At 45.0% G+C, this 12,491-nt stretch carries 9 protein-coding genes; 5 read left to right on the top strand and 4 right to left on the bottom strand.

Annotation, left to right across the window (positions count from 1 at the left end; genetic code table 11):
* Positions 1-40: 40 nt before the first annotated feature.
* The gene (locus JM642_RS04335) at positions 41-1,213 is read left to right on the top strand and encodes an AAA family ATPase (RefSeq protein ID WP_047533314.1); all 1,173 of its coding nucleotides are present in this window, start codon (positions 41-43) and stop codon (positions 1,211-1,213) included.
* Between the two features lie 3 nt (positions 1,214-1,216).
* On the opposite strand, the gene JM642_RS04330 is transcribed toward JM642_RS04335, so the two are convergent.
* Complete coding sequence (locus JM642_RS04330) at positions 1,217-1,537, bottom strand: cupin domain-containing protein (RefSeq protein WP_055647738.1); 321 nt, start codon at positions 1,535-1,537, stop codon at positions 1,217-1,219.
* Between the two features lie 137 nt (positions 1,538-1,674).
* Here JM642_RS04330 and JM642_RS04325 point away from each other — a divergent pair, with 137 nt between their 5' ends.
* The gene (locus JM642_RS04325; RefSeq protein ID WP_203432935.1) at positions 1,675-3,960 is read left to right on the top strand and encodes a toxin-antitoxin system YwqK family antitoxin; all 2,286 of its coding nucleotides are present in this window, start codon (positions 1,675-1,677) and stop codon (positions 3,958-3,960) included.
* 6 nt (positions 3,961-3,966) lie between these two features.
* Here the strand turns inward: JM642_RS04325 and JM642_RS04320 are convergent, their stop codons facing one another.
* From JM642_RS04320 to JM642_RS04310, 3 genes are all read right to left on the bottom strand, one after another.
* Positions 3,967-4,719, bottom strand: a complete 753-nt coding sequence (locus JM642_RS04320; protein ID WP_203432933.1) for a CPBP family glutamic-type intramembrane protease — start codon at positions 4,717-4,719, stop codon at positions 3,967-3,969.
* A 25-nt stretch (positions 4,720-4,744) separates the two neighbouring features.
* Entirely contained in the window at positions 4,745-5,119 is a 375-nt protein-coding gene (locus JM642_RS04315; RefSeq protein ID WP_037421824.1) for a PH domain-containing protein, read from the bottom strand.
* A 142-nt stretch (positions 5,120-5,261) separates the two neighbouring features.
* On the bottom strand, positions 5,262-7,178 hold the full coding sequence (locus JM642_RS04310; RefSeq protein ID WP_047539475.1) for a U32 family peptidase: 1,917 nt from the start codon (positions 7,176-7,178) through the stop codon (positions 5,262-5,264).
* A 187-nt stretch (positions 7,179-7,365) separates the two neighbouring features.
* On the opposite strand from JM642_RS04310, the gene rluA reads away from it, so the two are divergent.
* The 3 genes from rluA to JM642_RS04295 all read left to right on the top strand — a co-directional run bounded on the left by rluA (position 7,366) and on the right by JM642_RS04295 (position 12,447).
* Positions 7,366-8,043, top strand: a complete 678-nt coding sequence (gene rluA, locus JM642_RS04305) for a bifunctional tRNA pseudouridine(32) synthase/23S rRNA pseudouridine(746) synthase RluA (protein WP_037427817.1) — start codon at positions 7,366-7,368, stop codon at positions 8,041-8,043.
* Positions 8,044-8,138: 95 nt separating this feature from the next.
* The gene (asnC, locus tag JM642_RS04300; protein ID WP_011073571.1) at positions 8,139-8,600 is read left to right on the top strand and encodes a transcriptional regulator AsnC; all 462 of its coding nucleotides are present in this window, start codon (positions 8,139-8,141) and stop codon (positions 8,598-8,600) included.
* Positions 8,601-8,808: 208 nt separating this feature from the next.
* The gene (locus tag JM642_RS04295; protein WP_172589960.1) at positions 8,809-12,447 is read left to right on the top strand and encodes a S8 family serine peptidase; all 3,639 of its coding nucleotides are present in this window, start codon (positions 8,809-8,811) and stop codon (positions 12,445-12,447) included.
* The last annotated feature ends 44 nt before the right edge of the window (positions 12,448-12,491 follow it).

The raw sequence follows: 12,491 nt of genomic DNA, 5'->3' as shown, positions 1-12,491 counted from the left end.
CAGCTTACTCGAGGATGATGGGAAACCTAACAGGATAACCATGCTAACCACACTTGCCATCTCTAACTACCGCACCTTAAGGGAAGTCGTCTTACCCCTGGGCCGACTTAATGTCGTCACTGGCGCTAACGGTAGTGGCAAATCTAATTTATACAAAGCATTACGTCTATTAGCGCAAACGGCGCAGGGTGGAGTAGTCAATGCTTTAGCACAAGAGGGCGGCTTAGATTCCTGTTTTTGGGCTGGACCTGAGAATCTGACCAAGGGCATGTTAGCAGGTGATACCCCCATCGAAGCGACCGTAAGGCAAGCGCCAAAACGCCTAAAGCTAGGCTTTGCGGGCGAAGATTTTAGTTATCTGATTGAACTTGGCCTGCCCAAACCCGACTCGACGACCCTCTTTGGCTTAGATCCCCAAATCAAACGAGAGGCGATTTGGAATGGTGCAAAATACCGTCCAGCAAGCGTCTTAGTCGAGCGCCGCGGCCCTATGGTGAAAAGTCGCAGCCAAGATGGCCAAGGCTGGATAACACTAAGCGCACACCTGCAAACCGGTGACAGTATGTTTACCGAACTTGCTGATCCAGAACGCAGCCCTGAAGTGTTAACGCTAAGGGATAGCATTCGTGCTTGGCGTTTTTATGATCATTTTAGAACCGATGCCGAGGCTCCGGCCCGCCGCCCTCAACTTGGCACAGCAACGCCCGTGCTACACCATGATGGCCGGGATCTTCCCTCTGCTATACAAACTATTTTTGAAATTGGCGATAAGAGCGCTTTTGACCATGCGGTGAGCGATGCCTTTCCGGGAGCGAAGGTTCGTATCACGCCTCAAGCGGGCGGGATCCTACAACTTGAATTTCATCAGCAAGGTTTATTAAGACCACTGCATGCGAGCGAGTTATCCGATGGCACACTGAGATATTTACTGTTAATTGCCGCCCTGTTGACTCCAAGACCACCGGAACTCATGGTGTTAAACGAACCCGAAACAAGCCTGCATCCTGATTTATTACCCGCATTAGCGAGACTTATCGCTAAGGCGTCCGAGGTATGTCAATTATGGGTAGTGTCACACGCTAATCGATTAATCAATGCCTTAAGTCAGTTTGAGGAATGTAATACTTTGGCTCTGGATAAAACCCTAGGGCAAACTCAAATCTTAGGTCAGGATTTGCTCAATACACCCAGTTGGCAATGGCAAAACAGCTAGACCTCACGCATCATAAAATACCGCCAGCCATAGGGTTTCGCCCTGTATACAAGTCGAAGCGACGCGGTGTTTTTCATGGGGCGCGATGGTGAGATAATCTCCTGGTTTAAGTGTTAACAATCTACCTTGCTCAAATTCGAGTTGCGCCTCTCCTTTGAGCAACATCACCCATTCATATTGTGTTTGATCGTACCAATCACCCTCAGGGGTTGAATGGCCTTTGGAGATAATGCGCTCAATCTTCACATTGCCATTTCCGGCAAGGGTTTCAAACACTTCTTGTGAAAGATCACTTGGGAGTGACTGATAAAAATTTTGTAGCATCATGAATCCAGATCTCGACTTAAGGGCAAGATAATCTATTGAGAAACCAAAGTATAACCCGTTATCATAGGCCTATTTGACTTAAGAAATTTACCAGATAAGTTAGTTGTATCATATGGATTTGGAGATGTTGACCTATGTCGTTGTTGAACGCATTTAAAGCAAAGTTGTTTAATACCAAAGAAAAACGCGGCGTCCAGCAAGACATTCCATCTCAAGCAGCTCGGCCGCAAGCCACTCAAGCAGCCTCCTCGTTTAAGCCTTATTTTAGCCTTGCCATCCAGGCCACTCCGGCGCAAGCCAATCGAGTGGATACTCAGGCAGCGATAAATCGATATTATTTTGATAACCCGCAAACCATTGAACTCCTTGGCTGGGAACATAAACATGAGTCCTGTACTTTTCACGATACTCAGTTTGACAGCATTGAGGTCAATGGACCTGGGCAATATTTTTATCTAGGCAAAGATAAAACCTGTAGTCTGCTCCCTCATCCCAATAATGCCCAGCAAACACTATGGCAAGTTGAACTCTATAACCAACAAGATTTAGTGACTTGCCATTTTATTATCGACTCAGCTCATACCGTTCAAGGCGATATGCAAGATTTCTCCAGCCTCACAGGGAAATTGCAGCGTACTTTACATCAAATTCATACCGAGCAAGGGCGCTCGCTGCTGAGGATAATCACCCTATCCCCTAACATCACTCAGGCGGTAGATTGCAATTACTTTGGTGAGCGCAACGGGATAACGCGCCAGCTCAATGCCTTAGGTGTACTGCAATTTGAGGGGCATTTCGTTAATGACCAACAACTTGGCCGCCAAACTTGGTACGACCATGAAGGAAAAATCAATCAAGTCGAAGAACGCCAGCTCGATGGTATGTTACTCACCTACTACCATAGTAATGGCCAGATAAAGGAAACAGCAGAAAAGGATAGCGAAGGCAATTATATCAATCAGTTAAAACGCTATTATGAATCTGGCAATCTGTGGCTGACGCGCCCAATGGTGGCAAATCACATCCACGGAATTGAGTATATGTACTATGAAGATGGCAAGCTGCAAGCCGAATTAACCCATGATATGGGTAAGCCTGTTAACGAACTTTGGTATCATCCCAATGGCAATCTGAAGCAAGAAGTCCACTTCAATCAGGTGGGCAAACGCATTGAAACTTACTATGAAGATGGCCAACTCGCGTGGCGAGTACAACTCAATTCACAGGGAGTAAATGAAGGCCTGCGACAAGAATGGCACCCCAATGGCGTGCTTGCAAAACAGCTCAATTTTAGTAACGGTATCGCCCATGGCAACAGTGAACAATGGTATCCCAATGGGCAGTTAGAACAGTGCATTCCCTTTGAAAATGGCCATGAGCAGGGCCTTGCCACTTGGTACCATGAAAATGGCCAACTCGCCCTTGAAATCTACCTTGAAAAGGGCTTAAGAGAAGGATTATTTCGCAGTTACTATGAAAGCGGTGTCCTATCTGCCGAAGGTCAATATCGACATAATCTCTCGATCGCGCCTTTTATTGAATACTATGAAAACCAACAAATTCAAATGTATTTGCCCCATACCCAAGGCAATCGTGATGGCACAGCACGCTGGTTTTATGAAGATGGCACCATCCGCACTATTACAGAATATGTCGTTCGAGAGGGACAGGGTTATCTCAAACAAAGTAGCGCCTACAACAAGCAGGGCATCCTTGAATCCTTTGAGAGCCACTCAAATACTCGCTGCGGCTATCATCTTGAGAATAATCAAAGGCAATACTATCAAGAAGGCACTCCTGATACTCGGATAGAATACTATCAAGATGGGACAATTCGTTGGTTGTTGACTCGCTTAGAAGGGGAACGATACAGCTCAAAATCCTTTTCTGAACAAGGCAAACTCATCGAAACGGGTTTTATCACCTATATCGATGGTGATTACCTTGATGTCGGCCATTGGCAACGATTTACGCCTCAAGGGCAACTGTATCGTGAAGCGTGGCTCAGCGACGATGGTAAGCTCAATGAAAGCCGCCATTATTTTGATGGCGCAGAGGATACACAGGAACAAACTGCAACAATTCAAGCTGGTGCTGATAAAACTCACTTGAATCTTACAGAAGTGACTTCAACTGGAGCAGACACCACAACCTGGCAGCAAGCAAAACAACCCGCTCCTATTCTCTCTTATCATTTAAAATTTGACCCAGATAGCCAACTCTACGCCATGAAGCGCTATCACCCCAACAGCCAAATCGCTGAGGAGGGTAACCTACACTTCCAAGGAGAAGAGCAATTTTGGGTCGGCATCCATAATCAATATGATGAGCAAGGTAGAATCACACTATCAGAAACCTACACTATGAGCGGAAAACCGATAGAACACACTACTGAATCGAATACGATAAGAGTGAATTAATTAGTTTTATTGAAAACTAATGATAATTAAATGTGCAATGATGTGAGCCAGCATTGCACATTCTAAACCTCGCTTCCAGTACAAATAGCCAGCGACAATCCCAAATCCAGCATTGCCGAAAATAATATAGAAAATTAAGGCAGAATTAACCTCTGACGTAAGCGTAAAAGCAACTGGAAGGTGTCCAATACCAAAGAGAAAAGCTGATAACACAATGGCGAACACATAATTATATGGTTTAACTTCAGTCTCTTTGGCTTGCGTTAATCGATAGCAACACCAAGTAATAAATGACATTAATCCCCATCGAATAAGAATTTCTTCAGTAATGCCGCCATAAATAACTTTCGCATACCAAGGCGGTGTTAAGCTCTCCCCCGCTTGAATAAAATCTTGAGGTAGGTTGCCAACCACTACCGCCATAAAGCATAAAAGAAATAATCCCCCTAAAACACCACCAATTAAAGCTGGAATAAATTGAGGTTTCAACGCATGGTAAATATTTCCGCCCTCTGCACAAACCTCAAAGACAGGCGCAAATAAACCAACTTTTTGAGAAAAAATTACCCCAAAAAATATCATTAAGACCAGCATAAATGATGACTGCATAACCATTAACAAAATCAACAGAGATATCGGGATCTCTAGCTGAGCAGAATGGGATTCTAGTAACGTCGAAACGAATGGAATAATAGAAATAACACCTAAAAAACCAGTGCAAAATAATATTTTACCCAACCGAAATGCTTTTACGTCCATGTATTTATTTCCTATATTTTCAAACCTATAGTGCGAAAGTGGCGATAGTCTTTTGGATCCCGACCACATCGGTGCCGCGCTTAAGCTCTTTTACCAGTGGTTCACTTCGACCTGAAATCCAAATTCTTAGCTCGGCATCCATATCGAAATGGCCTGTGGTTTCCACTTCAAAATGGGTGATGGATTTATAGGGCACGGAGTGATAGCTGGTCTTTTGGCCCGTAAGCCCTTGCTTATCAATTAAGATCAAGCGCTTATTGGTAAATACAAACAGATCACGGACCACTTTATAGGCCAGCTTTAATTCTTCCTGAATGCCCATGATTGGGCGCAGCTCTTCGGCCAGCTCCTGTAAATTCACCTCAGAAGCATTTCCGAGCAACCCATCTAATAGTCCCATGCTGACATCCTTTATTATTAAAATTTTTCAATAAAGTATCCTTTCAGTAACTCATAGGCAACAATGAGAAAGCTGAGCAGCTGAAAAACAATAAAAAAGGGAGCATTGAATGCTCAATGCTCCCTTACTATGAAGGCGTTAATTAAAGCGCTTTTTGGCCGCGAACCTGACGGTTTTCACCGACAACCAGCATCTCGCACTTAGGGCAATCAAATACTAACTTAAGTACATCGTTACCGATTTCGAGCACCATAGGATCGGCCTTAATTCCCGGCACTTCCTTAGGACAAAGGTTAAAGTTAAATCTCAGGCAGTGCTTAGTCACCATCAAAGGCACGTCTTCAGTCACGCCGTTTTTCTCGTAGGTATCCTGAATTTCAATCACGCCATGGCGTTGATAAAAATCCTTCGCCTTTTCGTTTGCCACGTTACCTAAGTAACTTAAGTGTTTGAATGGATACACAGCATCTTGGTTATATTTCCAAGGTTTTGGCCGTTGGTAACCTTCAACACGGGCAAGTTCTAATGCAGCTACCGCATCACGGCGCAGGCCGTTAAGGGTTGAAGCAGGCAGGAACCAAGGCTGAGCAGTTTCGATACTAATCTGGCGCGCCGTAAAATCGGTACTGCCAAGCTTCGATAATTGTGTACGAATCGTCTGCAAGGTTTTTTCAGCGTCGGTGGCGGGCGTCTTTTCAACTTCCAACTCAACCGTAGCACTGAGGCCGTAGATATCGGTTAAAGTCAGCGCTACGCCCCTGGCGGTATCGGTTAAACGCATATCTACGCCGATAATTCGCTTGGCCGACTCTTTCGCTAACAAGGCTTCAAATGCCTGATTATGGTTACGGTATAAAGTCATACCAACACGTAAATCCCGTGGAACTTGTAACACATGCAGCTTATGGCCTTCGGCGCGGTTTACCCGTAAACCTTGCAACTTGTCGTCGGACTGCTTTGCCATCGCATAATTGGGTGGAAAATACGCTAACCCATCACCGTTATTAAATTCGTGGGTTGAACTGACTTGAATAAAATCCTTACCAAGAGCAACCACTTTACCCACATCTTGGCCAATATATTTGGGCGAGCGAAAATCTTTAATCCCTTGGCTACGCTCATGGACAAAATAGTCGGTGCTGCCACGATTAAAGGTTTTTTCGGGATCTGGGGTAAACGTATGCTCAGTACGGCCATGGGATGAAGCCACAAACTCAGGGCGACGCGCCATAATGGCATCGAGTTTTTGGCGATAATGAGCAGTCACGTTTTTTACATAACTTAAATCTTTTAAACGCCCCTCAATTTTGAAGGAGCGAACACCGGCATCAATCAAAGCTTCGAGGTTATCGGTTTGGTTATTATCTTTTAATGAGAGTAAGTGCTCGTTTTGCGCCAACACATCCCCTTGGCGGGTCTTAAGATTGCCCGGCAGACGACACATTTGCGAACATTCGCCGCGGTTAGCACTGCGATTACTAAAGGCATGGCTTAAGTTACATAATCCACTGTAGGCCACACACAGGGCGCCGTGGATAAAGAACTCAATCTGCATATTGGTATGAGCCGCAACCTCACGGATTTGGCTTAAGCCCAACTCGCGCGCCAGTACCACCTGCGAGAATCCCACTTGCTCTAAGAAGGCAACTTTTTCGGGATTACGGTTGTCCATTTGCGTACTGGCGTGCAGCGCAATCGGCGGCAGGTTAAGCTGTAAAACCCCCATATCCTGCACAATCAGCGCATCGGCGCCCGCGTTATACACATCCCAAATCAGTTTTTCTGCGGTTTCGAGCTCATCGTCCATCAGAATCGTATTGAGGGCGACAAACACTTGCGCATGATACTTGTGTGCAAAAGCACATAGGCGAGCGATATCTTCCACACTGTTACCCGCCGTCGCACGCGCCCCAAATGCTGGACCACCGATATAAACCGCATCGGCACCATGGCGAATGGCTTCAATACCATAATCAGCATTTTTTGCTGGCGCCAATAACTCTAGACGGTTATTAACGTGAGAAAGTGTCTCAGGGGTGTAAATCTCTGGCTGGCTCATACTTCACAGGCTCAAAATGAACAATAACGAAAAAGGTGACGAGTATAACAAAAACTCAAATCCAGCTCTATCTGCAAATCATTTTTCGCTGGATTAAAGCGAGGCGAGATAAGGAGGAGAGACAACAAACTTGCACCCCAGAGCCTAGCGGAGTATCTTTGCCGCGCATTATTGAATAGGCGCGATTATGACTGATTTTATTTACCAACCACCAACAACTCCCTGGCTCGATGTGCTTTACCAAGATAAAGACATTATCGTCGTCAACAAGCCTTCGGGGTTGTTATCAGTGCCTGGTCGCGATCCCGCCCATTACGACAGTGTGTACGCCCGAGTAAAAGCTGAGCATCCGCATTGCCAAATCGTCCATCGCCTTGATATGGCGACCTCAGGTGTAATAGTGGTTGCGCTCATTCGTAGCGCCGAACGCGAATTAAAACGCCAGTTTCATGATAGAGAAACCAGCAAAACCTATCTCGCCAGAGTCGCTGGCCATGTCAAAAACGATACAGGTAGCGTAGATTATCCGCTGATCTGCGACTGGCCCAATCGCCCAAAACAGAAAGTTGACCACGACATTGGCAAGCCATCATTGACCCATTTTGAAGTGTTAAGCCGCGCCAAGCGCTCGACGCTGGTTAAACTCAAGCCGATTACTGGGCGCTCACACCAACTCAGAGTACATATGATGGCACTCGGCCATCCTATCCTAGGCGATGGCTTTTACGCCGATCCACTGGCCAAATCCTTAGCACCGCGATTATTACTCCACGCCGCAGAGCTTACGATCAAACACCCATATACGGGTGAACCTATGACATTCAGCGCTAATGCCTCCTTTTGCGAACCAGAAGGTGAGCAATGATCACTAAAAACAATTAAAAAACGCAAAAGCAGTAGCCATTCCCTATAAAAAAACGTAACTTTATGACAATTCATTATGTTATAGAGAGTTTATTTATGGAAACCGCATTTCAGCGTGATCAGCTAGATAACCATATCCTCGAAGCCTTAATGCAAGACGCGCGCACACCTTTTGCCGAACTTGCCAAACGTTTCGGCGTGAGTGCGGGTACCATTCATGTGCGTGTCGAGAAAATGAAACAAGCGGGGATTATCACGGGTGCCCAGATCACCATCAATCCCAAGGCGCTGGGTTACGATGTCTGCTGTTTTATTGGAATTAATCTCAAAAGTGCTGGCGACTACCCCGCCGCCATCGCCAAACTAAACGCCCTAGAAGAAGTGGTTGAAGCCTACTATACCACTGGCAACTACAGCATTTTTGTCAAAGTCATGTGCCAATCCATCGATGGCCTGCAACATGTGCTGATTAACCGCATCCAATCAATCGACGAAATTCAATCGACTGAAACCCTGATCAGCCTGCAAAACCCGATTACACGGGCAGTAAAGCCTTAATCAACCCACGAATATAAAGCTCAACAAACAGAACGATATATTGCAAAAGTATGACTTAAGTCTTTTTTACTTCAAAAGTGTTAACCGTACGATATTTTTGTGTTACAACTCCATTGCTAGCCACAAAATGCGCAGCATAATTATAACAATTTAGCTACAAGTGCGATTAATTTGGCACTACAAGCATTAATTGACAAGGAATGAAGTTGTGAAGACAAAACTATCTATCGCTATCTCCGCGGCACTATTATCAAGTGCTGCTGTTGCAGGTACAACTGCTCAGTACAATACAACCAATCAAACAACTGATAAGTATGCAGGCTTAAGCGTTACTAAAAATGATAGTAACGAACAAAAACAAGCTGTAGCTTGGATGGTAAAATTAAAGGCACCTTCTCTTGCGCAACAAAGCCAGCTAAAGGGATTTAATAAGCAATCGGTCATGAGCCAAATTGAAAGCTCTCAAACCAAAGTCAAAAATGCAATTAACAGCATGGATGCTGATTTAAAAATCGTTGCAACAACGTCAAAATTAGTAAACTCGATTGTTGTGGAAGGTAATCATAAGCAAATTGCATCCCTGCTTAACAACGCTGAAGTAGCGGCTATTCTGCCAATCTATGACTACAAACTAGATGTTGCCGCTAGCGCTGAATACATCAAAGCAAAAGCAGTGATTGATGCGGGTATTGCTTCGGGTAAAGGTCAACGAGTTGCCGTACTCGATACTGGCGTTGACTATACCCACAAAGCCTTAGGTGGCTCAGGATTAGTTGCTGACTACAAAGCAGCCGTCGCAGCAAAAAGTGAAATGCCAAACTGGCCACAAGGCAAAGTCATTGGAGGTTGGGACTTTGTTAATAATGATCCAAACCCAATTGATGTCACAACCAATCATGGTACTCATGTCAGCCATTCTGTTGTTGGAACAGCTCCAGATGTTGAGCTGCTCGTATATTCAGTATGTAACTCTGGCTGTTCTGGTATCGCTCAATTAAACGCGCTTGAAGCCTCTATGGATCCAAACGGTGATGGAGACATCAGCGATCGCGTCGACACTGTTAACATGTCGTTAGGCGGTGATTTTGGTGATGTTGAGGACGGCGCCGTTCAAGCCATGATCAATGAAATGGTCAAACTAGGTGTAAACCTTGTGATCTCAGCCGGTAACGATGGTCCAACACCTTTTGTGGTCGGTGGCCCAAGTACCACTAATAGCGCTCTTTCTGTTGGCGCAATGACGCATCCAACGACTAAAGTTGGCAAAATTGAAGCATCCATAGCGGGTAATACAGTCACAGCAATTGGTGCTGGATTTAATAAATCCAATGCTTATAGCTTCACAAATACCGTTGCACCGATTGTTTACCCTGCTGCTAATAAAAATGGCTGCGCGGCTTATACTGAAGATTTAACAGGCAAAACGGTGCTAATTGACCGCGGAACCTGTGGTTTTACAGTTAAGGTACTAAATGCTCAACTAAAAGGAGCCTCATTTGTTATTGTGGCTAACAACGCAGCCAATGCTGGTGCGATTGTGATGGGCGGGACCGACGACAAGATCACCATTCCTTCGGTAATGGTTTCTAAGGAAGATGGCGATGCAATCAAAGCAGCACTCGCATCTGGCGATGTTCCATTTAGTATTACATCAACTGAAGTAACTACCGCAGGTGCCATTGCGACCTTTACGTCAAGAGGTCCATCAATCGGCGGAACCTTAAAACCTGAGATCACCGCACCTGGTACTGATATTCTCACCGCACACCCAGGATTAGGTGAAGGATTAAGTCCAATCAGCGGCACATCATTCTCTAGCCCGATTACAGCTGGTGCAGTAAGTATCATTCGTGAAGCCTTACCTCATCGCAATGCATTTGAGGTAAAAGCGACCATCATGAACGCGGCTAACCTTGATGTAACGCTGGAACCTAAAGAAATCAACCCTGATACAGAACTTGCACCTATCAGCTATATCGGTTCAGGTTTAGTTGACGTAGAAAAAGCCATTAATCTGCCCGTTGCGGCTTGGAATAAAGACACCAAACAAGCGGCGTTAGCCTTTGGCTTATTAGCGCTCAACAAAACCACATCAATCACTAAGACAGTAACTGTTAAAAACTTCTCTACGGCTGAAAAAACTTACGCCTTAAAAGTCGATCAACGTTTCCAAAACGATCTTGATTCAGGCGCCTTAAGTTTTGCATTACCAGCCAGTGTCACTATTCCTGCCGGACAAACCGTTGATTTTGATGTTACTGCAACGATTGATCCAACTAAGTTGCCAGAATGGACGCTAACCTCATCATATGAGCTAGACGGAACTGCTGCAGATGCATCAGCAGCACTGACGCTATCTGAATACGATGGTGCAATTGAGTTCATGGATGGTGAATCGAAAGCACTCCACTTGGTATACCACGTGTTACCTAAAGCAGCGGCGGCAATTTCAGTTGAAACTGAAGTCACTGAAGACGGTTTAGTTCGTACACTAACCAACGTTGGTGCAACCTCAATTACCGATCCATTTACAGCTCCATTGATCGCAACAAGCCCTGTCGACGAATCTAAACGCCATGACTTGTTAAATGCATCGAGTGAACTGTTGCTCAGTAGCTCATGTGATACTGGCATTGCAATCTATAACACCTTACAAATGCGCGATCCTATCGTTCATGCATTAGTGGCCAGTTATGACGTAGACTATGACCTAAACAATGACGGTGTTTGGGACTATACAGCAGCAACCGCAAACCTAAACTGGTTTAATGATGCCTATCCAAGATCAATCTATGGTTTAGTGGCTAAATATGGCACTTCATCAGGTACGCTAGAGCCTGTTTTCCACGTCACAGGTAATGACTTCCTAACTAGCAAAGTGTGTTTTGAAGACATGGGGTTAACTGAAGCAGACTTAGGTAAAACCATTAAAGTTCGTTACCGTGTAGAAGACAGTGATTGGGCTCCGACACCTTCTGGTGATGAAGACAGTGTTGTTGCATCGCTTGTACTTGATGGCTCAGGAACATCAGCCATGTTAGTGGATAGCGATGGAAAAGAAGTCACTGAACTCAAACCAGGTGAAAGTGCGATTTTAGAAGCTCAAGTTGGTGATAACGCTAAAGGCTTTATGTTCCTGTCGGACTCAGGCTCTATGTCTGTTGTGGCTAATACCACTGATGAAGGTAACTCAGCGCCAACGGTAGAAAACTTAACACTATCAGTTAAGAAAGGTACTGCTGCTGGAACCGTATTAGGACAAATAAAAGCGACTGACCCTGATATGCTGACAAGCCCGTTCTCCGAATTTGTGACTACAGGCTCGAATAGCAGTATGGTTTTAGTTGCTAAAGATGGAACAGTACGCTTAAGTGACGACGCTGTAATTAATCAGCAAAGCAAAACTATGGAAGTTGAAGTTATTGCTCTAGATACGATGGGGAATGCTTCTGCACCAGCCAAAGTGACAGTGTTGATTAATAACACTAAGCCAACAGTCTCTCCTACCAGTGCAAATGCTACTGAGAACTCATATGTAGCCTTGCTAGCAAATGGTAAAGATGCTGATGGCGATACTTTAACTTACACTTGGAAGCAAACATCTGGTCCTGCAATAAGTTTTGTTAACGGCTCAGATAAACTTGGATTTACAGCCCCTGCAGGTGACAACGTTTACACATTTACCGTTGTCGCATCTGATGGGGTAGATGATAGTAATACTGGTACATCAACAGTGACAGTTAAAACAACAAAAGCAAACAATGCTGGCGGTACCTCCGGCGGTGCGCTGGGTTGGTTAACGGCGTTGTTATTACCTCTGGCGGCAATGCGTCGTCGTATGAAGTAATCTGTTCACATAAGTAAGCAAACAAAAGGGAGTCTAAATGACTC

This window comes from Shewanella sp. LZH-2 (genome assembly GCF_016859145.1).
Taxonomy (GTDB): domain Bacteria; phylum Pseudomonadota; class Gammaproteobacteria; order Enterobacterales; family Shewanellaceae; genus Shewanella; species Shewanella xiamenensis.
The sequence above is the reverse complement of the archived record's forward strand: the minus strand, read 5'-3'. Positions and strand labels throughout refer to the sequence as shown.

Coding starts and splice junctions, on each gene's coding strand:
- asnC (WP_011073571.1), top strand. CDS start 8,139: ATGGAAACCGCATTTCAGCGTGATCAGCTAGATAACCATATCCTCGAA.
- JM642_RS04325 (WP_203432935.1), top strand. CDS start 1,675: ATGTCGTTGTTGAACGCATTTAAAGCAAAGTTGTTTAATACCAAAGAA.
- JM642_RS04335 (WP_047533314.1), top strand. CDS start 41: ATGCTAACCACACTTGCCATCTCTAACTACCGCACCTTAAGGGAAGTC.
- JM642_RS04315 (WP_037421824.1), bottom strand. CDS start 5,119: ATGGGACTATTAGATGGGTTGCTCGGAAATGCTTCTGAGGTGAATTTA.
- JM642_RS04310 (WP_047539475.1), bottom strand. CDS start 7,178: ATGAGCCAGCCAGAGATTTACACCCCTGAGACACTTTCTCACGTTAAT.
- rluA (WP_037427817.1), top strand. CDS start 7,366: ATGACTGATTTTATTTACCAACCACCAACAACTCCCTGGCTCGATGTG.
- JM642_RS04320 (WP_203432933.1), bottom strand. CDS start 4,719: ATGGACGTAAAAGCATTTCGGTTGGGTAAAATATTATTTTGCACTGGT.
- JM642_RS04330 (WP_055647738.1), bottom strand. CDS start 1,537: ATGCTACAAAATTTTTATCAGTCACTCCCAAGTGATCTTTCACAAGAA.